The 24,323-nt window shown below is 61.1% G+C and carries 18 protein-coding genes and 1 pseudogene; 3 read left to right on the forward strand and 16 right to left on the reverse strand.

Annotated elements, in window-relative coordinates:
- Positions 1 to 603 precede the first annotated feature (603 nt).
- The 9 genes and pseudogenes from E5X88_RS31280 to E5X88_RS31320 all read right to left on the reverse strand — a co-directional run bounded on the left by E5X88_RS31280 (position 604) and on the right by E5X88_RS31320 (position 11,068).
- A complete protein-coding gene (locus tag E5X88_RS31280; RefSeq protein WP_292168034.1) occupies positions 604 to 1,599 on the reverse strand; it encodes a HupE/UreJ family protein in 996 nt (331 codons plus the stop codon).
- Positions 1,596 to 2,450, reverse strand: a complete 855-nt coding sequence (locus E5X88_RS31285; protein WP_292168035.1) for a peptidylprolyl isomerase — start codon at positions 2,448 to 2,450, stop codon at positions 1,596 to 1,598. Before E5X88_RS31285 ends, E5X88_RS31280 begins: the two co-directional genes overlap by 4 nt.
- A gap of 338 nt (positions 2,451 to 2,788) precedes the next feature.
- Complete coding sequence (locus E5X88_RS31290) at positions 2,789 to 3,112, reverse strand: hypothetical protein (RefSeq protein WP_145711569.1); 324 nt, start codon at positions 3,110 to 3,112, stop codon at positions 2,789 to 2,791.
- Positions 3,109 to 3,912, reverse strand: coding sequence for a DUF2092 domain-containing protein (locus E5X88_RS31295; protein WP_292168039.1), 804 nt, complete (start codon positions 3,910 to 3,912; stop codon positions 3,109 to 3,111). Before E5X88_RS31295 ends, E5X88_RS31290 begins: the two co-directional genes overlap by 4 nt.
- A gap of 39 nt (positions 3,913 to 3,951) precedes the next feature.
- Entirely contained in the window at positions 3,952 to 5,907 is a 1,956-nt protein-coding gene (locus E5X88_RS31300; RefSeq protein ID WP_292168040.1) for a DUF3604 domain-containing protein, read from the reverse strand.
- Between the two features lie 146 nt (positions 5,908 to 6,053).
- Entirely contained in the window at positions 6,054 to 7,031 is a 978-nt protein-coding gene (locus E5X88_RS31305; protein WP_292168056.1) for a DUF2950 family protein, read from the reverse strand.
- A gap of 29 nt (positions 7,032 to 7,060) precedes the next feature.
- Positions 7,061 to 8,404 carry a DUF3300 domain-containing protein gene (locus tag E5X88_RS31310; RefSeq protein ID WP_292168058.1) on the reverse strand — a complete coding sequence of 448 codons (1,344 nt, stop codon included), beginning with the start codon at positions 8,402 to 8,404 and terminating at the stop codon, positions 7,061 to 7,063.
- Positions 8,405 to 8,719: 315 nt separating this feature from the next.
- Positions 8,720 to 8,864, reverse strand: a pseudogene (locus E5X88_RS31315) (response regulator); the annotation flags it as partial.
- A gap of 110 nt (positions 8,865 to 8,974) precedes the next feature.
- Positions 8,975 to 11,068, reverse strand: a complete 2,094-nt coding sequence (locus E5X88_RS31320) for an alpha-1,4-glucan--maltose-1-phosphate maltosyltransferase (protein WP_292168042.1) — start codon at positions 11,066 to 11,068, stop codon at positions 8,975 to 8,977.
- Positions 11,069 to 11,540: 472 nt separating this feature from the next.
- Between E5X88_RS31320 and E5X88_RS31325 the strand changes: the two genes are divergently transcribed.
- Positions 11,541 to 12,695 carry a glycosyltransferase family 4 protein gene (locus tag E5X88_RS31325; RefSeq protein WP_292168044.1) on the forward strand — a complete coding sequence of 385 codons (1,155 nt, stop codon included), beginning with the start codon at positions 11,541 to 11,543 and terminating at the stop codon, positions 12,693 to 12,695.
- 86 nt (positions 12,696 to 12,781) lie between these two features.
- Positions 12,782 to 13,957 carry a hypothetical protein gene (locus tag E5X88_RS31330; RefSeq protein ID WP_292168045.1) on the forward strand — a complete coding sequence of 392 codons (1,176 nt, stop codon included), beginning with the start codon at positions 12,782 to 12,784 and terminating at the stop codon, positions 13,955 to 13,957.
- Positions 13,958 to 14,042: 85 nt separating this feature from the next.
- Here the strand turns inward: E5X88_RS31330 and E5X88_RS31335 are convergent, their stop codons facing one another.
- The 7 genes from E5X88_RS31335 to E5X88_RS31365 form a co-directional block, all read right to left on the reverse strand.
- Entirely contained in the window at positions 14,043 to 14,384 is a 342-nt protein-coding gene (locus E5X88_RS31335) for a DUF1622 domain-containing protein (RefSeq protein WP_292168047.1), read from the reverse strand.
- 7 nt (positions 14,385 to 14,391) lie between these two features.
- Positions 14,392 to 15,303, reverse strand: a complete 912-nt coding sequence (locus tag E5X88_RS31340) for a formylglycine-generating enzyme family protein (protein ID WP_292168059.1) — start codon at positions 15,301 to 15,303, stop codon at positions 14,392 to 14,394.
- Positions 15,304 to 15,455: 152 nt separating this feature from the next.
- The gene (locus tag E5X88_RS31345; RefSeq protein ID WP_292168048.1) at positions 15,456 to 16,937 is read right to left on the reverse strand and encodes an arylsulfatase; all 1,482 of its coding nucleotides are present in this window, start codon (positions 16,935 to 16,937) and stop codon (positions 15,456 to 15,458) included.
- Between the two features lie 46 nt (positions 16,938 to 16,983).
- Positions 16,984 to 17,427 carry a DUF202 domain-containing protein gene (locus tag E5X88_RS31350; protein WP_292168049.1) on the reverse strand — a complete coding sequence of 148 codons (444 nt, stop codon included), beginning with the start codon at positions 17,425 to 17,427 and terminating at the stop codon, positions 16,984 to 16,986.
- 73 nt (positions 17,428 to 17,500) lie between these two features.
- Positions 17,501 to 17,911, reverse strand: a complete 411-nt coding sequence (locus E5X88_RS31355) for a hypothetical protein (RefSeq protein WP_292168050.1) — start codon at positions 17,909 to 17,911, stop codon at positions 17,501 to 17,503.
- A gap of 86 nt (positions 17,912 to 17,997) precedes the next feature.
- A complete protein-coding gene (locus E5X88_RS31360) occupies positions 17,998 to 20,376 on the reverse strand; it encodes an arylsulfatase (protein WP_292168051.1) in 2,379 nt (792 codons plus the stop codon).
- Positions 20,377 to 20,607: 231 nt separating this feature from the next.
- Complete coding sequence (locus E5X88_RS31365; RefSeq protein ID WP_292168052.1) at positions 20,608 to 20,880, reverse strand: hypothetical protein; 273 nt, start codon at positions 20,878 to 20,880, stop codon at positions 20,608 to 20,610.
- A gap of 1,024 nt (positions 20,881 to 21,904) precedes the next feature.
- Between E5X88_RS31365 and E5X88_RS31370 the strand changes: the two genes are divergently transcribed.
- Positions 21,905 to 24,016, forward strand: coding sequence for a mechanosensitive ion channel family protein (locus E5X88_RS31370; RefSeq protein WP_292168054.1), 2,112 nt, complete (start codon positions 21,905 to 21,907; stop codon positions 24,014 to 24,016).
- Positions 24,017 to 24,323 lie beyond the last annotated feature (307 nt).

Raw genomic sequence — 24,323 nt, forward strand, 5'->3', positions numbered from 1 at the left:
TCAGCGGCTTCGTTCAATCCCCCAAAGATTCAATTAATCACTGAAACGCTCTAGACATCAAGAGGAGCCGATTGACGGAGTTATCCCGGATACCCCCAGCAGGCCAAAGACACGATAACCGCGCTTCCGACAGGCGATCCCCAGACTTCTTTGCGAGCGGCAAGGTAGAGGCAAGTACACGCTTGAATTCGGCATTGAGGTTGGCTTCGACATTGGGCTTTGAACCTCTCGCCGAAAGTCGTGTTCGCCAAAAAGTCCACGAGACGCGCTTCGCTGACAGAGGAAAGATGACCCGGCTCCCCCCTCTTCTCTCCGCCACCCGATGCTTTCCGACGTAGGAGCCAGTTCCATAGGCGGTACAAAATCCGGATCTCCTCACCCTCAAGGTGAAAGTAGCAAACCATAAAGGCGGTTGCAAACCTTCAGGTATGCCCGAGGATCTGTAAGGAACTTCTATCTGATCGCTTAGCCCCAGTAGCGGCCATCCGCCTCTAGTTCTCGAATGACCGCAGTGGCCGAAACCTGCGGCGATCTGGGCCATCCGGCCACGGCTCTGTTCTGTCCACATCCCGACCCGTTGATCACGTAGCCGATCGGCCTCGGTCACGCCGCCAAGCCGGCGATCCTCGGCACCAGCCACAGCATCGCCGCCGTGCCGATCGCGTAGGCGCCGGCCAGGCGGGCCGGGGCGGGCGGCACCCTGACCAGCGCGCCCGCCGCCGCGAGCAGCACCAGCGCCCCGGCAACGAAGATCAACTGGCCCGCCTCGACGCCGAGGTTGAACGTCAGCAGGCTGAGCGGCACGTCGGCTTGCGGCAGGCCGATTTCCTTCAGCGCGCCGGCGAAGCCGAAGCCGTGCAACAGCCCGAACGCGAAGGCGACGACCCATGGATAGCTCTCCGAAAGCCGCCGCTCGCCCGGCTTCATCTTGACCAGTTCGCTCGCCACGAAGGCGATGCTGAGCGCGATCGTCGCCTCGACCGGCGCCTGCGGCAGGCTGAAATAGCCGAGCGATGCACCGGCCAGCGTGATACTGTGCGCCACCGTGAAGGCCGTGATCGTCTTCACCAGCATCCAGCGGTCGCGGATGAGCAGCATCAGCGCCAACACGAATAGCAGGTGGTCGAGGCCCGACAGGATATGGTCCAGACCGAGCAGGAAATAGGTCCGCGCCACTTCCAGGCCGGTCTGCGTTCCTGCCGCGACGAAGGCCGGCTCCTCCGGCAGCAGGCGAGCGACCTCCGTGTCGCCCGTCGCGTACTGGATGCGGACCAGCGCGTCGGTCATCGTCGATCCAAGCCCGTCGACGCCTATCTCGCGGCCTTTCAGACCGCCGGCGCAGGCGACGGACCATCGCTCCAGATAGGCTCCAGCCTCGATCGAACCCACCGGCTCCGTCTTCTCCACGCAGGAGCCGGGCAGGCGGGCATGGAGCCCGAGGCGCATTTCGCCCAGAGCGGGGACCTTCCAGACGACGGCGAACGCGTCGCTCTCCGTTTCGCGCATGTCGAGATAGGCCGGCCGGACCTCATGCGCCATCGCGGGTGCGGCGAGAAGCGCCGCAACCACAATTGCAAGCATCGCGCCAAGTCGAGTCACTGGCTGGCTTCCGTGCCGTCCGGGCTCTCGATGGTGATTTTATAGCCCTTGAGCAGTTTAGCTAGATGCTCGTCTTCGAGCTCCTTGCGCCTGGCGTTCGTCCACTCCCGTGCCACCGCCACGCGCACCTCGTCGAGCGCCGGCGTCCGGCCTTGCACGCGCTCCGTCACGCGCACCAGATGTAGCCCGAAGGTGGAGGTGACGGGACCCGTCCAATGGCCCACGGGCGCCTTGCCGAGCGCTTCGGCGAAATCGAAGCCGAAGGTCTGGCCGATCGATGCGGCGCCGGAAAGCGGCAGCCCGGGCGGCAGCAGGGTCGGGTCGCCGAGCGGAGAAGGGTCCGCGGCTGGGTCGGCCAGCAGCGCCTCCAGTACAGATGCGGCGTTCTGATCGATCGCGTCGCCACGCCGCTGCGGGTTGAGGAACACCTGCTGGAAGGCCAGCATGCCGTCGACCCTGAACGCGTCCGGATTGGCGGCCAGATAGGCTTGCAGCTCCGCCTCCGTCGCTTCCAGCGCCTCGGCGTCGGCGTCATTCAGGAACTCCATCTTCTGGCGAAGACGCCGTCTGACGACTGTGTCGTCCTTGTCGAGCCCGAGTTCGAGCGCCTGGCGGACGAAGATTTCCTCCTTCACGTGATCGTCGATCAGCCCCTTGAGTTCGTCGGCGGTCGGCGGGCGCTGCCAGGTCTTGGCGAACAGGCTGGCCATCTGCTCGATCTTCGGCGCCGTGACGACGATGCTGTCCGTCTTCTCCTCCGCGTCATTGCCCAACAGCCCGTGCACCGCGAAGATCGCGAGCGCGATCAAGAGGAAGTGGAGGAGCGGTTCCTTCAGCAGCGATTTCAGCATCAGTCGGTGCGTCCAGGGACGGGTCGCGATGGGCAGGTCTCGGACATCATGGCTCATCGGCGAAGACTCGCCGAACCGCCGCTAGTCATTGGCCAGATCGTCTTCGTCCTCCCTCTTGGTCCTCTCGAAGGGGATGCCTTCGTTGAAGGCTTCGTAGGCGCTCGGACTCGCAATAGCTCTGGAACCATCTTTCGAAATATCTGGCCGGGTCCATCGATTCATTCCTCAGGGGTTGGCCCGATCACCATTAGCGAGTTTGCCCGTCACCGGTCACGATTTGCCTGGTTGCGGCCCACAACACGCAGCGGCGCCTTCGCAATGCTTCCAAGCATCGTCGCCTAGAAATAGACGACGACATATCCGCCGCCCGACTTTTGGTAATAGCTGCCACCGCAGTAGTAGAGATTGTAGCCGTAGTAGCTGCCATACGGGCAGCCGGCGGGAATAGCGCCGATATAGGCGCCGCGGCGGATAACGCGGCGCGTCGTCCTGCGGGCGACGCCGGCAACGCTGCCCGGCGTTGCCGGACGCCCGACGCGCGCTTCGGCATCGGAGACCAGGCTAAAGAAGCCCATGCCCACCCGCCAATCGGCGATGTGGAGGTCCGAGGCGCCGAACAACAGCGCGAGCGATGCGATTACTGCCTTGGTGGACGACTTCATTGTGCATCTCCTTCTTCAACCAGGCCGGCGAGATCGTCCAGCCCGGGCATCTCCTCGATCTTCACTTCCTTGGCATCGCCGGTCTTCAACTGGAAATCGTCTGCAGCCACGTCCTTGCCGGCCTTCCAGTCGGAAATCTGCACCGTGTAGGACGGCGCCATGGCCATCATCCTGCTTGTGATGGTGATACGGCAGGGACGGGGCACTTCGCCATCGGCGATCCAAATTTCCCAGTCGGTGTCCCTGGTGCGGAAGGCCAGGTGGTTGCAGACCTCGCCACCAATCACGCCGCTTCCGAGGTCTTTGCCCGCCGTGACGTTCTCCATCATGATTTCGTAGGCGTCGGCCGAAAGAAGGTCGGCGGCCGGCGCTTCGACGCCATAGGCGAAACGAAGCGTTTCGATCATGTCGTCGACCGAGCCCTCAAGGGGTATCTTCGTATAGACGTTGAGGTTCTTGCCGATCGCCGACACTATTTTTCCGTCATAGGTCAGTTCGACGTCGACCACGCCAGTCCGGGTCATGCGCGCCTTGTCCGGGCGTTGCAGCGTGAGCGAGCCCGAACTCGCGAGGCCGACCTTCATCATGTCGGTCGTGACGATGTCTAGTGTCGCGTCATAGTTGAACGAGAAGGCCTGCTGGCCAGCAAGGTAGTCGGTCATGGCCTTGAACATTTGCTTCGACCCAGCGCCATCGGCCGCGGCGGGCTGAACACCCGTCACGCCTGCCAGCCCGCAAAGTGCCAGCACCGCAATAGCGGTCCGAACTGTCTCGTTCAGACTTCTCGATGGATGCATCATGCTACCATTCCTTGTTCTCATGTGTTGGCATCAAGACTGTTACGGCGTGTACCAGATCGGCGATGTATAGGCGCGTTCGGTGACGGTCATCCGCGTGCCCTCCAGCGGCTTCGTGCCGAACCGCTTGGCGTCGTAGGCGGTCCAGCGCGGCGTCGGGATCTCGATAACGCGCCCGTAATAAAAGGCCTTCAGCTTCGGATCGAAGTCCGGATCCTTCCACACCGCAATCAACTCCGGCGCGCCGATCGTGTTGGTCCAAGTCGCGTTCTCGACGTCGACGGTGCTGCCGACTGACGGCACCTTGCCGTCGGTGCCCGGCTCGCGGTCGCCGCCCCACACCACGTCGTAGACCTGCTCATGGGTTTCGCCCTTGTCGTCGAGCCAGCCCTTGACGATCTGGTAGCGGTCGAGATTGGCGCCGATCGGATCCTTCAGCGCCGCAACCAGGAAGGTCGGTGCCTTGCCTTCCGGCGCGCTGGTCAAGTCACCGCCCATCGGCACACCCTTGCCGTAGCCGATCGCGCCGGGGTTGCGGTTCTGCGCATCGGCCGGCTCGAAGTCCCAGCCGCCAAAGAAGCGCACGGCCATGCGCGGCCCGGTGGTGGCATAGGTCTCCTTGCGCTGCATCGCGTCCCAGATGGCCTCGCGGGTGTTCTCCTCCGCCCACACTGCGGCGTAGCCCGATGCGCCGACCTCCCAGTCCATCACCGTGATTCCGGTCTTGCCGTCTTTGACGAACGTCGCCGTCAGGCGCTCCGGGCTCGGTTCCTGCGGCGTCGTCTTGCCGAAGAAGTTTTCCTCTTCCATGGCCGCAAGGCCCGTATGCGCGTCGGAACTGCCTACCAGCCCGAACTTGTAGGGGTTGGTGCCGAGATCGGCTTCGAGCTTGAGACCGTTCTTCAGCGCCGAGCGGGTATATTCGAACTCCAGCATGTCGGGCGTCTTCGGCACGCTGGCGTCGAGATTGCCGAAATCCCAGGTCTCGAAATCCGCGAACTCGTCGTTCGGCGACAGGACCGGATGTGCTTCGCCGTCGCCTTTGGTCTGCGTCGTCTCGTAGAGCCGTTCCCAACGGGCGCGCTGCTCGACATATTCGGTGTCCACCGGCTTGTTGGTGAAGGATTCGATCAGCGGGAACATGCGCCCGTTGGACAGGTTGCCGTTATGCGCGATGGCGAGCACGTTGCCGCCGGTTTTGTCCTCATAGGCTTGCATCCATTTCCACAGGTCGCGCGGGTTGTCGCTGCCGAGCGGTTTCAGCGTCGTGTAGGGCACGACTTGGTCCGCCTTGTCTGCATTGTCGCGAAAAATGACGTTGCGGTGCAAATTGTTGCCGGCCGTGTTTGATGTCCATTCGTAGCCGATGAAGGCGGTGAAGCGGCCCGGATCGTTGTATTCCTCGGCCGCCTTGATCGTGTCCTGCCACGCATTCTTGTAAGGTCGCGTGTCTGGCCCGTAGATCATCGCCTTCGGCAGCGTTCCCTTGCCGAAGCTAAAGATGATCTCGAGCGCGGCTTTGCCGCCTTGTCCCGCCTTGATCTCCTCGTACCAGGTCTTGGCCTGCGGATCGGCGATAACGTCCGGCTTTCCCGCAAACAGGTCGGGGAACATGCCCATATTGTCGGAGTGGTCGGCCACAACCAGGAAGTCGAGAGGCCGCGACAGCTTCGCAGGCTGGCCGCTCGACGCCGTGATCTCCTCGCCGCGCGCGAAGCGATAGGCGTCGCGAGGCGTCAGCCGGGCGCCGAACGCGCCGGCGTCGAACGAGGCTCCAGTATGCAGATGCGTATCGCCGAACAGAGGGCGGGTCGGAAAGTTGCGCCCCGCATAGGGCGAGTAGGGAGGTTTGGCGGCAAACACCCTTCCGGCCTTCGCCGCGTCGAGGGTGCCGACATCGGTGGTCTCCTGGGCGGCGGCTGGCCGCGCAAGTCCAAGCCCGGCAATCCCGAAGGCGGCGAGGCCCGCCAAAATCGAAGCAGCGCGTATTTTCCTCATTGTTCCCTCCCTTAGGCTAACATTAGCATTTGTTCACAAGCGCGCCTTGTTCCTTGATCTGCATCAACGACGCTCCCGGTCCGTCTGGCGTCGCGCCCCGCGGGACTTGCCGATACTAGCCTTGAGCGCATGGAACGTGTTTCCCCTCAATCGGCGACGACCTCCCAAGTTTCGTCTGGATTGAAGCGGTCGATATATTTGACGACCGCCTCGGTGGTCGGCCCGAGATCGGTCTCGTAGACGACGCCGTGCTGATTGACGGCGAAGGTCTTTACGCCCGTCTCGCCATATTTGGCTGGCCAAGCGATGAGGCCGAAGCCGGCGATCATGTTGCCGTTGATGACGTAGTCGTAGGCGCCGCCGGCGATCCTGTCACCCTGTCCGGTCAGGATCTTGTACTTGTAACCGAAATAGCCTTCGCCCCTGGCTGCGTCGTCGAGCTCGGACTGGCTGAGGTCACCGGCGGGGCTTTCCCCGTTTATGTCGTCCGCCGGCCAGTAGATCCCGTCGGTCATGCCTTGCGTACTGACGAGTTTTTGCGCGAACTCCTCGACGCCGTCCTCGTCACGGTCCCCAGATGCATAGTCCTCCTGTGCGTCGACATAGGCGCGCATCGTCTCGATTGCCTGCAACTCGTTCTCGCCGACGCGGCGGTTCACGATCTCCTCAAGCCCGTCATAGGTGTCGAACGCCCATTTGCCATCCTCGCCCTTGACGATCGGGAACGGCAGGGGCCACAGCTTCTCGCCGATCTGCACCGTGCGACGGTCGCCCTCGCCGTCGAGCACGAGCTGTTTTGCCGCCCCTTCCCTGGCCGCCGCAAGCGTGTCGTCGGTGTTCTCGTCGGCCTTGAGTTTTGCAGCGTCGAGGCCGAGCAATGCTGCGACCGCGTCCGAGCCTTCAACCTGAAGCGCCTGCTTGAAGGCGTCGAGCGCCACCTCCGGCGTGTCGAAGGACGGCGGCTCGTCGGCAGCCGCAAACGATTCGATCTCCGGTCTGGCTACATCCGGGGCCGCCGCATCCTGCGCGGAGGCGACTGACGACAACGACAGAGCGAGGCCAAGAGCAATGGCGACCGCGCAGACGCTGTGATGAAGGCCCGTGAAACGGGTGGTGCTGAACATCCTGGTCATGATCCTGTCCTCCCGTTGCCTCAACGCCGCCGCCCGCCGCCGCTGGGTCGCCTGATCTGCTTGTGGGCACCGCCTCCGCGACTGCCACCGCCCATCGACTTGTGGCCCCGGTTGGAGCTGACCTTGGTTGACTTGCCGCGGTTGACGTTGCCGAGCCCGGACGGCTTCTTCGGGCGATTGTCGACCCTCGTCGCCGGCTTCGGCTTGCCGGCCTTGCGGTTAACGTTGGCAGGCTTGGCCGCAGGACGGTTGGCGGTGGGCTTCGCCGCAGGGCGATTGACGTTCGCCTTGTTGGCCGGCCTGTTTGTCGCCTGACCTCCCTGGCCCTTCAGCCCGTCCAGCGTGCTCTTGCGAATGTCCCTGGTTCCAGCCGTCTTGCCCGGCCCCCTGTTGGCGACCTGGTCGCGCTTCTTGATGTCCTTGGCGCGGTCGCGGATGGCGTTGTCGCCGTTCGCCTTGACCTTGTTCTTGATCTCGTTGCGGTCGAACTTGTTCAGTTGGTTGCGGTCGATGTTGATCTTGCTGCGGTCGACGTTCTTCCAGTCCACGTCATTGAAGTTGACCTTGCCGTTGAAGTCGCGGTTGTTGAAGCAGTTGTTGCAGTCGATATCGATGTCGCCGCCGTTCCAGCGGCCGCCCCATACGCCCCAGTCGTCCCAGTCGACGGCGGCGGCCCAGATGGCGCCCGTCACTGCCCCGGCGAAAAAGGTCGCTCCGGGATACCAGTAATAGGGATAGGGGTCGGGATAGTAGCGGATCGGCTCCCACACATAGTCCGGTTCATAGAGCATCTGAGGCGGATATTGCGGGACATAGATCACCTCCGGGCTGGCAGACTTTATGACGACGTTGTCGTTCTCTTCGACGACCTGGATTTTGTCGTCGGTCTTGATCACCCCCTTGGCGACCGCCTCGTCGCGCAATTGCTGGATGGCGATCAGCACGTCCTTCTGCTGGTATGCGATGGCGTCGCCGAGCGCTTGCGTCCATTCGAGGTCGTCGCTCATCATCTTGACGACCTCGGGATAGTTGAGCAGAGACACCACCGAGCCGTCCCAGCTCTCCTTCGGCTTCAAGCTCTTGTCCTTCTCGTACCGGTCGAGGAAGCGCGCTGCATCGACGATCTGCAGCGGATAAAGCGCTGCCGCCGTGATCACCGCGATCAGTTCGTCCGGGTAGAGCGCAATCCGCGCAACCAGGATCTCCATCTCGTCGGCGTTCAGCGGCTCCGGCGAAGTCGTCGCAGCGCCCGAAGCGCCAGCCGCCGCGACCTGCTCTTGTGCAAGGACAGGGTGCGCCGAACCAAGCCCGGCAAGCAGCAGCGCCAGCGCCGCAGCGCCCGCCTTCAACATGCCATTACCCATCATGCTTCGATCCTCCTGCTTGTCGTCGTTCCGGCAGGCCTTTGTGCCGGGCCGCCAATGCGTCTGCGAAAGGCAGTCCCGGAAACAAGAAAGCCACGACAGCTCAGTGGCAAGAAAGGTCTTCATCTCACCCCCTCCTCCTGGCCGGCAGAAAGGCCCTGAGGGCCGGCGCCAGCGTCCTTGTTGGGGACGCCTGTCCGCAGGCGAAAAGATGCGCCAATAGGCCCTGCCACACCAGCGACTCTATGTAATTTACGTCGAACGCGCGCAGCCAAATGCGAGCCGCACAATTGGCGGTGAGCGGAAAACTGCACTTTACCGGTGACTACTCTGGATCCCGGGGAAGGGTTTGTGGAGGTAAGCGATGCAGCCTGTTTCAAGGGCCTCCGTCTCAGGAGCCTCGTCGTCAACAGCGGTGATGAAAAATGACCGGCAAGCTGGAGCCGCCGTCGCGCAAGCGAACTCGCTGAAAGCGCCGATGGCGTCGAAAGGAAAATTGAGCTTTGACGCGCTGTCGCGACCAAAGCCGCAGAATACGCGAAGCTTCGAGAAGGCTGGTTCGAAGCCGCCTCAAGCGTCTGGTCGAGACTGCCCCGCGTGTGCTCCCGGCGAGATAAGTCGCCACACCGCATAGGGCTTGTAGAACGGATCGAGATGGATGTGCTGAATTTTTCCGTGCCAGGTGAAGTGGCGGTCGGTGACCATATCCTCCACTTCGATCGGGGCGTCGTCGGTGAGACCTAATTCCCAAAGCGGCACCTCGAAATCCGCACCCTGAGCCGAGTGCGGATCGAGGCAGACATGGAACAGCAGGAAGTCGGACAGGTCGGCCGTGCGCTTGCCGTAGTAGATGATGTTGTCGTTCCAGGCATTGTAGAAGGCGAGATTGGTGAAGTCCTGCAGCGACTTGTGGTTTCGACGGAGGCGGTTGACGAACCCAATGTCCCACTGCAAGTTGCCGGGCTCGTCCATATTCCAGGCGCGGATTTGGTACTTCTCGGAGTTGAGGTACTCCTCCTTGCCGGGCACGGCCTCAGCCTCGCAGATCTCGAAGCCGTTATAGATGCCGTAATTGCCGCCGAGCGTGCCGGCCAAGATCAGCCTGGCCTGGAATCCCGGCCTGCCGCTATGCTGGAGATAGATTGGATTGATGTCGGGCGTATTGGCGAAGAAGTTCGGCCGCATATAGTGGCGGCATTCTTCCTGAGTGAGTTCGGTAAGGTATTCCTCCAATTCCCGTTTGAGGTTTCGCCAAGTGAAATAGGAGTAACTCTGGTTGAATCCGACTTTGGCGAGGCGCTTCATGACCTTGGAATGCGTGAAGCCTTCGGCGAGGAAGATAGTTTCGGGATGCCTGGAGCGGACTTCCCCGATCATCCACTCCCAGAAGGCGAACGGCTTGGTGTGCGGGTTGTCGACCCTGAAGATCTTTACCCCGTGGCCAATCCAAAACAGCACGATGTCGCGCAAAGCGTGCCAGAGACCTGGGAAGGCGTCACCGTGAATGTTCACATTGACGATGTCCTCGTACTTCTTGGGCGAGTTCTCGGCGAATTCGAGGGAGCCGTCCGGCCGCCAGTCGAACCATTCCGGATGCGCCTTAATCCAGGGGTGGTCTGGAGAACATTGAATCGCAAAGTCGATCGCAACCTCCAGCCCGTGCCGCCGCGCAGCAGCCACCAAGCGATGGAAATCCTCGAAACTCCCGAGTTCCGGGTGGATGGCATCGTGCCCTCCATGTTTTGAGCCGATGGCATAGGGGCTGCCGACGTCGCCCAATTCGGCCTTGAGGCTGTTGTTGCGGCCCTTGCGATTGGTCTCGCCGATGGGGTGAATGGGTGGGAAGTAAAGCACGTCGAAGCCGAGATCGCGCACATAGGGCAGACGGTTAATGACGTCGTCAAAGGTGCCGTGGCGCGCGGGATCGCCTGATTGGGAGCGCGGGAAAAGCTCGTACCAAGCGCTGAACGCCGCGGTCTTGCGGTCCGCGAAGATTTCGAGAACCTTGTGGTAATAGCTGAGGTTGGTTCTGACCCCGCCCCGGCTCATCACTGCGGCCACCGCGTCGGAACTAAGCAGAGCAAGACGCTGCGTGTCGGCACGCAGAATCTCGAACGACGCCAGCACCTGCTCAAGTTCTGCGACATCATCTGGGCCTGCCCGATCCGATCGCACCGCAGATTGGAGCAGGCGGCGTCCTTCCTGCATTTCGAGGGCGATATTCTGGCCCGCCGTATGCTTCTTGACCGCTTCCTTGCGCCAGGTCGCATAGAGGTCGTGCCATGCGCCGAAGGTGAACTGGTAAAGCCGGTTTTCGCCAAGCACGACCGTGGCAGTCCAGCGGTCGTTCTCCAAAAGGGTCATCGGCTGCTCGGTCCAGCCTTCGGTCCCTGCGGGCCGGTAAAGCAGGCTGGCAGCGACCGTGTCATGACCGTTGCCGAAGATGTCCGCCTCGATCAGAACCTTCTCGCCGGCGACACATTTGGCCGGGAAGCGCCCGCCGTCGATCTCCGGGCTTACGCCCTCGATGGCAATCCGGTTCGCCGCGAAGCCGCACATCGCATCTAATTCTCGCGGCTGATCCTGCGGCTTGCGTGGCTGGAGATTTGCGGAACGCTGGAAACGCGCTTTTGCAGCGCTGGCTTTCTTTTCATCGATCAGCACGAAGTGCTTCCCTCCTCGCGTCGGGACCGAGTTCGAATGCGTCGGAGTTCTCATCCTCGTCACCTTCCGACTTGTCGCGCTCAGGTGAAGTTGAGGCATCGCCTCTCTGGGCGGAAGGTAATTTACGGTATTGGAGAGTTCGAAAGTCAGTCCTCGATGTGAACCCTGCTTTCAGCAAGCCGAGCAAAGCTCAACGTTCCTCGAAGCAGCTATCCTTATCGAACCTGTTCTCGGCTGTTCTACACCAGATCCAGCGCATCTTTGTCCAGCCGGGCACGCTCGCGATCAGCCTCGATTTGCTCCCTCTTCGCCAGGAACGTCACTGGCAATCACGATCGGGACGCACAGAAGCGGCGACCTTTTGCTCCACCTAGCCGCCTTACCCAACCAACCACGTAACTTACATTCCCTCACCGCGCTCCACGCGGTAACCTCACGGCAGCCTCCCGGTCGTCACCGAAAGCCGCAAGAAATGAGAATTGCTCAGGTCGCGCCCCTAGACGAATCGGTCCCGCCGCACCTCTACGGGGGAACGGAGCGGATCGTATCGTTCCTCACCGAGGAGCTTGTCAGAAGAGGTCATGAGGTCTCGCTGTTCGCGAGCGGGAACTCCGTCACCACCGCCAATCTGGTGCCGCAGGGCACCACGGCGTTGCGCCTTGACCCAAACGCGCGACGGTCCTCGATCGCCGCCCATCTGGCAATGCTGGATGAAGTGCGCCGGCAACAGGACCGGTTCGACGTAATTCATTGCCATCTCAGCCATTTTCAGCATTTCCCGCTCTTCGAGACATTCGCAGAAAAGACAATAACCACGCCGCACGGACGGCTCGACTACAGCGATCTTCCTAGCACATATGCCAGGTGGCCTTACTTCTCGCTAAGCTCGATCTCGATGCGCCAGCGCCAGCCGCTACCCAAGGCGCGATGGGTGGGCAACGTCTATCACGGCCTGCCCCTGCATCTTTATCCCGCGACCGACCGGGCTCCCCCACAAGACCCCTACCTTGTTTTTCTGGGCCGGATTTACCGCGACAAGCGGCCCGACCGCGCGATCGAGATCGCCAGGTTGGCGGGCATGCGGCTCAAGATCGCCGCCAAGATGGATTACAGCAACCGCGCCTACTGCGAAGAGCTCGTCGAGCAGATGAAAAGCCCCCATGTCGAATTCTTGGGGGAAGTGGACGAAATCGGTAAGGCCGCTCTTTTCGCCGGCGCGCATGCCCTGCTTTTTCCGATCGATTGGCCGGAGCCTTTCGGCCTTGCGATGATCGAAGCCATGGCATTTGGGGTGCCGGTGATCGCCTGGCCGCAAGGTGCGGTGCCCGAAGTCGTGGACGACGGTGTCACCGGCTTCGTGGTCGACACCATCGAAGATGCGGTCGCCGCCATCCAACGGGCCCATTCGCTCGACCGGCGCCAGGTAAGGCGCAGGTTCGAGGAGCGCTTCAGCGCGTCCCGCATGGTCGACGGCTACGAGGCGATCTACGCCTCGGTTGCTGCAGGCATGTACGAACCAAAAGACGTCCCGCGGATTGTTTCGATCGCGGGAAAAGGTCGATCGGACCAGGAATGGACGAACGGAAATCAGATCAGCTTAAACTCTCGGCGGGGATCGATGAACTAATTCCCCTGGAACCGTAGCGCCAACTGGAAACATCTCGATGCTGGTGAGCCGCGCTGTCGGGATCGGGAGCAGATGTGCACACGCAAATGAACGAAGCCCTGCACGCAAACGAAGCACTGTTTGAGAATGGTCCGCCTGTCGGGGTCCAGCGGCGTCTGGGCATCGTTAAGGGTAGTCAACTGAACGTTGGCCGCCGCGCGATGATCGTCGGTGCGGTAGGCTGGGCGCCCCTTCTCGTTTTAGCCGGCATTCAAAATGTGACTATGCACACCGACGGAATTACGTCGCTCCTTTGGGATGCGGGTGTGCACGCGCGGTACCTGATCGCCGCACCACTACTCGTCTTGGCCGAAGCTCAGTGCGCATTAAGGCTCAATGCGATCGTACGGCACTTTGCCGATGCCGGGCTTGTAACCGATAAGGACCGTGGGCCATATGACGCTGCCGTTGCATCGACCCGAGCGCAGCTCAATTCGCGCGCCGCAGAAATTATTGTAGTCGTTCTGGCCTATCTCCTCACGTCTGCGGCGGTCTTTTCGCTGCCATTCGATCAGATTCCAATTTGGCACAAGACCGGCGGCTCCGCGCCTGCCTTCTCGCCAGCCGGCTGGTGGCACGTGCTGGTGAGTTTACCCTTGCTCCTGACCTTGCTCCTTGGCTGGGCGTGGAGGTTTGCTCTATGGGCGCATCTTCTGTGGCGGATCGCCCGGCTCGACCTCCGCCTCATGGCATCCCATCCGGATGGCGCAGCGGGCCTTTCCGTGCTGGGATATTCGCTGCGGGCATTTTCCCTCATAGCGATGGCGATTGCCACGATCATTGCCGGGCGTTCGGCGAACATTGTCTTGGTCGATGGGGCGCTGCCGAGAGACCACACGATCTTCAGTGCCGGCCTCTTGGTGGCGGTCGTCGCCTTGTTTGCCGCGCCATTGTTCTTTTTTACCCCGATTCTGATGAAGGCGTTGCAGCGCGGCTCATTCGAATACGGCGCACTTGCCAACCGGGTCGGAGCGGTTTTCGAAGAGAAATGGCTTGGACGCAATGGACCCGTCGACAATTCCGCGATCGAGAAGCCAGACTTCTCCGCGACTACCGATTTGTACGCGATCGTCGCAAATGTTTACGCGCTGCGCTTAGTGCCAATCGACCTCAAAAGCATCGTCATGCTCGGCATCGCATTGCTGCTGCCGTTCGTTCCGATCGTGTTCCTGGCGCTACCCATGGCGGAAATCTTGGCAGGACTGAAGAAACTGCTTTTCTAGAGCTAGAATGACGATCACGACCAGGGCGGCGATACGGATTCCGCATCTCAGCATCCAAATTCTCCTTGCCTTGCAATAGCTCCTGTCAAGTCTGCTGAGACGCCCGCACCTCGAGCAAATCCCGCTCGAGGAAGTAATTGAGGAACGTTCGGATCACCGCGATTGCCGCTAGTCGTCCAATGTCATCCCAGCCCGGTGCAATCGAAGTTTCTATGATGTCGGCCGCGAGCTGGAATGTCAGGCCGGCAACCAGCCAGCGAGCATAGCGCAGCCAGACAACGCGTCCCTCGGTTGGTCCCGAAGGGGCCAACATCGCGCGAAGCGCGCCGACGACTGCCTCGATTGTCCCGACGACGATAGCGATCAGCGCGATAGCATCGATGAAGAGGACGGTATACCCGGTGATGACGGCGAAGCCCTCTTGCATCACTCCCTCACAAGCGTGAACGAACGATGCAGCGCAAGCCGAGATGGCAGGTCGAAGTATCAACCGGCTGCGACATGCGCGCCGCAGGCCGATATCGCCGACAGTAATTGGGCGCGCATAGATAGGAGCCGCCTTTGGTTACCTTGCGCGGGATCATGACCTCAGGGGTGTGGGGGTCAAAACTGGCTTCGCGCTGGCCACCCCGCGGATTGTCGATCGTACAGCACGGGCTCTCGATCCGCGAGTGCTCCTGATACCAATCCGTAGTCCACTGCCAGACATTGCCCGCCATATCGTGGAGCCCGAAGCCGTTGGCCGGGAACGAACCGACCGGAGCCGTCCACTCGTAGCCATCCTCGTTGCGATTTTCATAGGGAAACTCGCCTTGCCAAGTGTTGGCCAGATGCTTGCCGCCTGGCGTCAGTTCGTCACCCCAGACAAATTCGGCGCCGTCGAGTCCACCGCGGGCTGCGAACTCCCACTCGGCTTCGGTCGGCAATTCCTTGCCCGCCCATTTCGCATAGGCTTCGGCATCCTCGAACGCAATGTGGACCACTGGGTGGTCGCCCAGCTTCTTGATGGAACTCGCCGGGCCGCGCGGATGGCGCCAGTTGGCGCCGCTTACATAGACCCACCAGTTGTAGGAGTTCCGGATGTCGACCTTCTGAGCCGGCTTCTTGAACATGGAGGACGACGGCACCAGGAGTTCTGGTATCGCTCCGGGGTAGTCTGCGGGATCTGCCGGACGTTCAGCTAGCGTCACATATCCGGTCTCTGCTACGAAACGTTCGAATTCGCGATTGGTTACCGTGTGGCGATCCATCCAGAAGCCACCCACCTTGACGCGGTGCGCCGGCGCCTCTTCGGGATAATGCTCGTCCGAGCCCATCAAAAAAGTGCCGCCGGGAATCCACAGCATGCCTTCGAAAGGCGGCACGGCGCTATTTCGATCGCGCGTGGTCAGATCAACAGAGTCATTCACAACAGAGCACCTTTTTGTATCGTACCAGTTACCGAAGGCGATCATAGGCAATGCCGGGCGGCGGGATGCCCGCCGCCCGGCCAACAGCGCTAGTGTCCGCCTCCGCCCGTGCCGGTCACCGCTTCCATCACATGGTCGAGGTTGAAGCTTCCTGGCTTCTGGCGCGGCGGGAACTCGCGGAAACTCTGCAGCCATTGTCCCACGAAGGCGCCCGCGGGTGCGATCATAAACATGTGCTCTGCGAACCAGCGGCCATAGTCCATGCCGATCTGATGCGCGAGTTCAAAGGGGTCCATCCGTAGATTGGTCAACATCGGTGCACGCAGCGCCACGAAGGGCTCCTGCCAAACGTGCAGGCCGTGTGCGTCTTGCCGCAGGAAGGTAGCCTTCCAGTTGCCGTAACGCAGGGCGGCGACGCTGCCGTCATCGGTCCAATAGATGAACTCCTGGCGCGGCCATTTGGCCTCGCCCTTCAGTGCGGGCATGAGGTTGTAGCCGTCGAGGTGGACCTTGTAGTCCCGGCCCATGGCCTTGTGACCTTTCAGGAGCTTCTCCTTGACGTCAGGCTCGCCAGCCGCGGCCAAGATGGTCGTGAGCATGTCCTCATGCGATCCGACATCGTTGATGACCGTGCCGGGTTTGATCACGCCGGGCCAGCGAATGGCGCACGGCACTCGATAGCCGCCTTCCCAATTGGTGTTCTTTTCACCCCGGAACATCGTCGTGCCACCGTCGGGCCAGGAGAAGGACTCCGAGCCATTGTCGGTAGAATACATTACGATGGTGTTCTCATCGAGACCCAGCTCCTTGAGCTTGGCCAGCATCTCGCCGACCTGACGGTCGTGCTCGACCATGCCATCGGCATAGATGCCGAGCCCCGTCTTTCCCTGCACCCCCTTCTTGAGGTGCGTGAAGATATGCATCTTGGTGGAATTCCACCAGAGGAAGAACGGCTTGTCCGCTTTTTTGGCGCGCTCCATAAAGTCGATCGCCTTGGCGGAGACCTCTTCGTCGAAGGTCTCCATGCGTTTCTTGGTCAGCGGACCCGTGTCTGTGAGGCGGCCGTCGGCGAAGCTGTGAATGACGCCTCGCGGACCAAAGTTCTTCTTGAAATTCGGAAACTCCGATTCCTTCGGATAGTCGGGGTTTTCCGGCTCTTCCTCTGCGTTCAGGTGGTAGAGGTTGCCGAAGAACTCGTCGAAGCCGTGGTTCGAAGGCAACATCTCGTCACGGTCGCCGAGGTGGTTCTTACCGAACTGCCCGGTCATGTAGCCGTGGTTCTTGAGCAGGCCGGCGATCGTCGGATCTTCCTTCTTCATGCCCTCGGGCGCTCCCGGCAGGCCGACCTTGGTGAGGCCGGAGCGGATGGGCGACTGCCCGGTGATAAATGCCGCGCGACCTGCGGTGCAGCTCTGCTGCCCATACCAGTCGGTGAACAGCGCCCCCTCCTTGGCGATGCTGTCGATGTTGGGCGTCTTGTAGCCCATCATGCCCTGGTTGTAGGCGCTGACATTGAACTGGCCGATGTCGTCGCCCCACATGATGAGAATGTTAGGTTTCTTGTCTGCCATTTTCGTCTCCTCCCTATGTTTTTCGGATGCTGCGCCATCCTTGCCTTCAGACCAACCGGAACAGCACGGCAATGAAAGTGAAAATGCCGATGAGCAACAGAACGATCGTGACGCCAAAGAGCGGCGTCTTGTGCGGGTCCCTGTCCACTCCGGCGAGCGGAGCGAACTGTTTGCTCCACAGATAACGAAGTAGCGATCGGTATTGCCACAGCGAGACAGCGAGCGCACCCACGCCGGCAAGGATGAGCGCAAGGCCGAGAACGCGCGGCGACTGCGGGCGAAGCGCCGGGGCGACGCCTTGCATGTCCTGAAAACGCTCGAAGAACTGGACGATCGTGAAGCCGAAGCCGATAAGCGAGACAGCCGTTCGCACCCACGACATCAGCGTGCGCTCGACGCTGAGACGCGTACGCAGCCAAGAGAAATGACTGTCCGATGTCACATGGACTTCAAATCTTGCCGGGCTCTCATCCGCGGGCTTGCTCACCATTCTGATCCCCTCGAATTCCCTATTCAACGACATTGTTTCAGCGTACGAGATCGCTCCCGAGGCTTTTGATCATTCACGATTTAGGCCCGAGACGAGCGCTGCTCCACCAGCGCGCGATGCGCGCCGCCGGGCCCCGTATTAGGAGATAGGGAACGAAGGCGAGAACAATCGCGACGACTACAGCTTCAAACGGATAGAATGTCCGGAGTTGCATGACTTGATAGACAGTATCCAGGATCACGGCGAGCACCATAATCTTGCCCGTCGATCTCACCCCTTCAATGAGGCGCGCGTGGCGCTCGTCAGGCTTTGACAGGACAGTCCAGAAATAAGGCGAGCGCCCGTCGCGCGCGTCCTTGATGCCGTCACGTATCCCGAACAAAGTCGCCATCACCGGCTGAAGAAGAAATCTGAGTGCCAGGGGCCCGCTCGGCCGCACGATGAGGTCTTCCCAAAAGCGTTGCAGAATGTCTTCGATTGCCATTCGTGCTCATCCCTCTTTACGAGGACGGTTGCCTAGGAACGGGCGACGCCGTTCCCGGCGCCGCCCGTCCGTAAGATGACGCCTCGTTATTGCCGCGCCATTGCGACGCGAAGGGCCTCTTCCGGCGAGACGTGGTGGTCGGGATGGTCGGCGTCTTCGCCAATAGCGAGTTGCACGCCCTTTATGACTCCATTGAACGCGTTTCCACGTGGGCCGTAGTCCGGCGAAACCGGCGCTCCAGTGTCGCAACCGACATCGCAGCCATCGTCCGCCGAGAAGACCGAGGGCGCAGTTGCGCCCACAGCGCCTTCTCCGACCTTCTTGCTGTCAATGAACAAGGACACCGTGCCGCCCTTGGCAGGACCGCCGCCTGCATAGGCAAATTCCATGCGGACCTGATGCGATCCCGGCGGTATTGCATCGGCGGATTCGGCGAAGAAATGCTGAACGCCGATCAGGTTGTAGCAGTATTTGAGCTTGCCGCCCTTGGCGTACAGGCTCCAGCCGCCGATGTTGGCGCCCTGCGAGATGATCACGCCTTCAGCGCCTCCCTCCGGCACTACGATCTCGGCGGTCACCGAATGCGACTTGTTCTTCATATTGAGGACGGAGTTCTCCGAGAGCCGCCCCATGCCTCCGAACAGAACCTGGGATTTCCCCTTGATCAGAACGGGCCGTCCCGCCAGATCAGAGTCAAAGCGAGCGGCGACATTATCGTCCAGCGGAAGCACATTGTAGCGGGTGGCCTCGATCAGCCACAGGCGCTGAAGCTGATGCAGTTTGTCCGGCATCTGCTTTGCCAGATTGTTGGCTTGGCTCCAGTCCTTGCTGGTGTCGTAAAGCTCCCAGACGTCGTCGTCGAAGGGGGGAACCGTCTCTCCATGCAGCAGCCACGGCGTCTTGTGGCGCGTCACCGCGGTCCAGCCCTTGTGATAGATGCCGCGGTTGCCGAACATTTCGAAATATTGGGTCTCGTGCCGCTCCGCTGCCTTCGCTTCGTTGAACGAATAGAGCATGCTGACGCCTTCGATCGCCATCTGAGCAACCCCGTCTACCGCCTGTGGTTGCGGAAGCCCGGCCGCCTCCAGTATGGTCGGTGCGACATCGATGACATGATGAAACTGGGAGCGAATCTCGCCCTTGCCTGCGATTCCGTTTGGCCAGTGGACGATCGTGCCATTTCGGGTCCCGCCCCAGTGCGAAGCGACCTGCTTTGTCCACTGGTAAGGCGTGTTCATTGCGTGCGCCCAGCCGACAGCATAGTGGTTGTAAGAGTCCGGTCCGCCGAGCTTGTCCAGCCGCTCCATGAGGAATTGTGGCGTCTCGAGAGCGGCCAGGCCATTGAAATTGGCCATTTCGTTATAGCAGCCGATCAGGGTTCCCTCGGCCGAAGCGCCGTTGTCGCCAATAATATAGTAGATCAGCGTGTCGTCCGTCAGCTTCATCTGGTCGAGGCTGTCGAGGAGCCGCCCGACGTGGTGGTCGGCGTATTCCAGGAATCCTGCGTAGACCTCCATCTGACGCCTCAGAACAGGCTTCATCTCCTCGGGCATTTCATCCCAGGCAGGAATCTGCTCGTGGCGCGGCGTCAGCTGGCAGTCGGAGGGAATGACGCCGAGTTTGAGCTGGCGAGCGAAGGTCTCCTCGCGCAGCTTGTCCCAGCCCTGATCGAACTTGCCCTTATACTTGTCCGCCCACTCTTTCGGAACATGGTGGGGAGCGTGGGTTGCGCCGGGTGCGAAATACATGAAGAAGGGCTTGTCCGGTATCAGCGCCTTCTGCTGGCCGACCCAGGCAATCGCCTTATCGGTCATGTCCGCCATGAAGTGGTAGCCTTCTTCCGGCGTCTTGTGCACCTCGATCGGCGTGGTGCCCTCATAGAGAGATGGATACCACTGGTGTGCCTCGCCGCCGATGAAGCCGTAGAAATATTCGAAGCCGCCGCCACCGGTGGGCCACGCGTCAAATGGGCCTGCCGGGCTCGTTTCCCACACAGGGACCTCATGGCATTTGCCGAACTGTGCGGTCGCATAGCCGTTCAACTTCAGCGTCTTTGCCAGTGGAGAAGCCGTGTTCGGCAGGACCGAGCAATAGCCGGGCGACCCGCTGGCGATCTCGGTAATGCCGCCCATGCCGACCGAGTGGTGGTTGCGACCCGTGAGCAGCGCCTGGCGCGTCGGCGAACAAAGAGCTGTCGTATGGAAGCGATTGTACTTGAGACCGCCGGCCGCCAGGCGTTCGGCGTTGGGCGTCTGGCACGGACCGCCGAAGGCGCTTGAGGCGCCGAAGCCCACATCGTCGATCAGGATCACCAAGACGTTTGGGGCGCCCTTTGGCGGACGCAGCTGCTCGATGACCGGATACTTCGATTCCGGATCCTTGGCGTCGTAGGTGATGAGACCGGTTCGCGGACGTGTCGGTATTGGAAGGACGCTACGGTTGATGTTGTCTGTGCCATCGCTCATCGTGATCTCCCATTTGGCGGCGCTCTTGCCGCATATCTTTGAAGGGCAGGTATGTGAGGTTTGCCTATTGCCGCTCGGGGCGGAAGGTAATTAACGGTAACCTACGGACAGAATCCGCTCGGCCAGCGCAAGGGTCGGTCCTTGAGGTGAGTCCGGCTTTCCTCAATGAGCCAGGGAGGAACTCAACGTCTTCCGAACGGGTAAACCGCATCGAGACCTTGCCGCGTGTCTTCACCAAAAACCGGCACATCTTTCGAGCCAGGGGCGTTCATGCTCAGCGCACGATGCTATGGCTGCAGAGGCTTCGGTTTCAGTCAGATCATCAAACGTTTCGACGAGCAGTCGTGGAATTTCGGGCGTGCTTGGGCTGACGTCGATCTTTGCAAACCAGAAGGCTGGAACCACCAAGACACCGATTAGGCCGAAGGCATGGCCATCAGCGATGACGGCCTTCGCCAGCGAAGCGGTTGAGTGGCGATTTTCTCGACGGTGCTTGCGAGGCACGACCGCCTCGACCGAGGGGGCGCTCGCAGCGAGAGCGCTGGAACGTAGCCGCCTTCTTTGTTTCGTTCGACGGAGCGGCGCAAGAGGGCCAGCCTCATTGCAAACGATCGGACCCCTCTGCGGGTCGAAGCAAGCCGACGACGTTGCCTTCGGCCACATGGCCGAGAAAGCGTCGTTCGCGGGCAGTTGCATCGAAAGCGGGCTGTCAAGGATGCGATCTAGCTCGACACGACAATGGCCGGTAGGGAGATACAACTCCCGGTGGCGATACCGCGCAATAGCTTGGTGGGATCGGGAAGACGTTGCGGGTTCTTTGGGACCGCCTGCCACAAGCGTGTCGATCCTCGGCCACCGGCGGATACAGCTTCGCCAGCAACAGTCCGACTACGTAACTTACATACTGATACTGGCACCATCAAAAAGACTATGCGCATTCTAGCGCATAAGTGGTGGCCCTATGGCAACAACGGCAAACCTCCTGGCGGGGAGCAGTCCTATTCGGCGGCAGGCGGCACCTGCCGCATGCCGAATTTGCGATCCGCAAATTGAGGCATTCCGCGACAGTAGGAGCTGTTCTACGAGAGGCTGAGGCCTGGCAATTGAAGTCACGGCAAAGCTGCTCAGCCATGAACCCGCCAACGCCCAGGCCTATGCGGTCATCGCCATCGCTTACTACGCAAAAGGCGACTAGATCGGGCAAAGGAGAATGCAGCCAAGGCCCGTGACATAGACCCTTCCATCCGCTTGCCGGATGAACTCGACCGCATGCTAGGCGGCCGAGCTGATTGACGGGGAGGCCAGCGGGATACTCGAGGGACGAAATCGCGAAATCCATCTCGCCAAGCATGCCTCAAAGCATGAAAGAAAGTGGAGCTTTGGTGATAATGTGGCTCGACGGATTGGTTGTTATTGGGAGCCGGCTCGGTGACTGGGTAGATCAGTCGAGATCGGATTTTCGCGGGAGGGCGGCATGAGAGCGATCGAGGTATCCCGGCAAAAGTCGCCATTTTTGGCGGTGTGCGTCATGGCCGCGCTGGCATTGGTGTGGTTGGCGGCAATGGGCAGCGCCTCGATGGCGCAGGCGCAGCAAACTTCGACCGTGCCGGTGGCGGATGAAAAATTTCAGGCATTCATCAAGATGCTTGATGATCCCGATATCCGCGCGCGGCTGGACGCCATGGCAGTGCCCCCTGCGGACAAACCAGTTGCGCCAGCCGCCTCCCAGATGGCGGTCTGGGACAGCCTCATTCGCAACCATCTCGTTGCGTTGCGTAACGCGGTTCCGCGCATCCCGGGCGAGGCCGCAAACACCGTCCGAATTGTGAGGTCAGAAATCAACAACCGTGGATTCGCCACCATACTTGTTCTCTTCGCAGCCTTGCTGGTGCTTGGCTTCGGAGCGGAGTGGGTATTCAAGCGCGCGGTGGGCGGAGTGAAGCAGCCCGGCTCGGGCCAGGCAGCCGGTGCAAGCGCCGCACGCGAGGGCAATCGTGCCGCCCGATTATTCGCGGAACTGGCGCCGCTCGTCGTGTTTTCCCTCGTCAGCGCTGGGGTTTTCCTGGCCTTCGATTGGCCCGCCTTGCTGCGCGTTGTCATCCTGACCTATCTGGTCGCATTCATCGTCGCGCGGGTGGTGATGGCCATCGGCAGGATACTGCTTGCACCGAATGGCGGCGCCATTCCGGCGGGACAGGAGAAACCGCTCCGGCTTGTTCCGGCGAGCGATGCCGAAGCCCATTTCTGGTATCGCCGGCTGGCCGTTTTCACCGGCTATCTGATGGCCGGCTGGGCGACCGTCAGCCTGCTGCCGCACCTGGGCTTTTCGCCGGATGCAACGCGTTTGATCGCCTATCTGCTGGGGATCGGGCTTCTGGTCCTCGCCGTCGAGATGGTCTGGCGGCGTCCAGGCCGCCCGGCGACCACACAGCGCATAAGCACGAGGGAATGGCTCCTTACCATCTACCTGGTTCTCCTCTGGGGGCTCTGGGTCGCCGGTCTCAACGGCGCGCTGTGGCTCGGCATCTATGCCTTGCTTTTGCCAAAGGCGTTGACCATCGCCGGCCAGGTGGCAGAGGCGCTGGTGGTCCGGCCGGACAATGCCACCTCGGCGAATTCCGTTCGCACAGTGCTGATCAACCGCGGCGTTCGCGCGCTGGTGATCCTGCTCGCGGTGCTGTGGCTGAGCCTGGTCTGGCGCCTGGACCCAGGTGCAATGGCAGAAGGTAATACCACCATAAACCGGATCGTGCGCGGCCTGTTCCACGGTGCCCTGATCTTGCTGGTTGCCGATCTCATCTGGCAACTGGCGAAAGCCTATATCGGCCGGACGCTGGAGCTGGCCGCGGTCGACGACACAATCACGCCGGCTGAGGCGGCACGCCGGAGCCGGCTCAGGACCTTGCTGCCGATCTTCCGCAACATGCTGGCTGTGCTGCTTGCTACTGTGGCCGTTCTCATGGTGCTTTCGGGGCTCGGCGTGCAGATCGCCCCGTTGATCGCCGGCGCGGGCATCTTCGGGGTTGCCATCGGCTTCGGCTCGCAGACCCTGGTCAAGGATGTGCTTAGCGGCGTCTTCTACATGCTCGACGATGCCTTCCGGGTCGGTGAGTACATCCAGAGCGGCAGCTACAAGGGAACCGTCGAATCCTTCAGCCTACGCTCGGTGAAGCTGCGCCATCATCGCGGCCCCATCTATACCGTCCCGTTCGGTGAGCTCGGGGCGATCCAGAACATGAGCAGGGATTGGGTGATCGACAAAATCACGATCGGCGTGACCTACGATTCCGACGTGGACCTGGCGCGCAAGCTCATCAAGAAGATCGGCCAGGAACTGGCAGCAGACCCGGAATTTGCGGCCGACACGATTGAGCCGCTCAAGATGCAGGGCATCGACAATTTCGGGGACTATGCGATCGTTCTCAGGATGAAGCTGATGACAAAGCCGGGTACCCAATTCGGCATCAAGCGGCGCGCACTCATGATGATCAAGGCGGCATTCGAGGAAAACGGCATCAAGATCGCGGTTCCCACCGTTCACGTCGAGAGTGGCGGGGAGACCGCGGCCGCTGCTCATCAGGCAAACCAAACCCTGAAAAAGAGCAAGGCCCCCTTGGAGGCGGTGAGGGACACGCCATAGAGCTGCGCGGTCCTGTCCACGTCATCCGAACTCGGCCTGACCTCTCTGAGAAAGGCATCGATGAATTCGGGCCGTGCCAAAACCGACATCCGATCAAAGGGCAATGGCTGTCGCGAGATAGTCGTTCGCGGAATGTCGGCTATCTCTCAGGAACGGCCGCAATGGGGTGATATTGTTGAAAAAGTCCGCGTCGCTGCTTCCCATGGCATGTGCATAGAATGGCGTTCCTCGAAGACCCTAAAAATGAATCCTGATTGAACGAAGCCGCTGACGCGGCATTTGGTGCACCGATTTGCGGATGACGCTT

The sequence above is a fragment of the Mesorhizobium sp. genome (assembly GCF_004962245.1).
GTDB lineage: Bacteria > Pseudomonadota > Alphaproteobacteria > Rhizobiales > Rhizobiaceae > Mesorhizobium.

What these genes read in the sequence shown, in the direction of transcription:
- E5X88_RS31290 (WP_145711569.1), bottom strand. Translation starts at nt 3,112, where the DNA reads ATGAAGTCGTCCACCAAGGCAGTAATCGCATCGCTCGCGCTGTTGTTC.
- E5X88_RS31300 (WP_292168040.1), bottom strand. Translation starts at nt 5,907, where the DNA reads ATGAGGAAAATACGCGCTGCTTCGATTTTGGCGGGCCTCGCCGCCTTC.
- E5X88_RS31350 (WP_292168049.1), bottom strand. Translation starts at nt 17,427, where the DNA reads ATGGTGAGCAAGCCCGCGGATGAGAGCCCGGCAAGATTTGAAGTCCAT.
- E5X88_RS31335 (WP_292168047.1), bottom strand. Translation starts at nt 14,384, where the DNA reads ATGCAAGAGGGCTTCGCCGTCATCACCGGGTATACCGTCCTCTTCATC.
- E5X88_RS31340 (WP_292168059.1), bottom strand. Translation starts at nt 15,303, where the DNA reads ATGCTGTGGATTCCCGGCGGCACTTTTTTGATGGGCTCGGACGAGCAT.
- E5X88_RS31325 (WP_292168044.1), top strand. Translation starts at nt 11,541, where the DNA reads ATGAGAATTGCTCAGGTCGCGCCCCTAGACGAATCGGTCCCGCCGCAC.
- E5X88_RS31295 (WP_292168039.1), bottom strand. Translation starts at nt 3,912, where the DNA reads ATGATGCATCCATCGAGAAGTCTGAACGAGACAGTTCGGACCGCTATT.
- E5X88_RS31310 (WP_292168058.1), bottom strand. Translation starts at nt 8,404, where the DNA reads ATGGGTAATGGCATGTTGAAGGCGGGCGCTGCGGCGCTGGCGCTGCTG.
- E5X88_RS31305 (WP_292168056.1), bottom strand. Translation starts at nt 7,031, where the DNA reads ATGTTCAGCACCACCCGTTTCACGGGCCTTCATCACAGCGTCTGCGCG.
- E5X88_RS31330 (WP_292168045.1), top strand. Translation starts at nt 12,782, where the DNA reads ATGAACGAAGCCCTGCACGCAAACGAAGCACTGTTTGAGAATGGTCCG.
- E5X88_RS31355 (WP_292168050.1), bottom strand. Translation starts at nt 17,911, where the DNA reads ATGGCAATCGAAGACATTCTGCAACGCTTTTGGGAAGACCTCATCGTG.
- E5X88_RS31370 (WP_292168054.1), top strand. Translation starts at nt 21,905, where the DNA reads ATGGCCGCGCTGGCATTGGTGTGGTTGGCGGCAATGGGCAGCGCCTCG.
- E5X88_RS31360 (WP_292168051.1), bottom strand. Translation starts at nt 20,376, where the DNA reads ATGAGCGATGGCACAGACAACATCAACCGTAGCGTCCTTCCAATACCG.
- E5X88_RS31285 (WP_292168035.1), bottom strand. Translation starts at nt 2,450, where the DNA reads ATGCTGAAATCGCTGCTGAAGGAACCGCTCCTCCACTTCCTCTTGATC.
- E5X88_RS31345 (WP_292168048.1), bottom strand. Translation starts at nt 16,937, where the DNA reads ATGGCAGACAAGAAACCTAACATTCTCATCATGTGGGGCGACGACATC.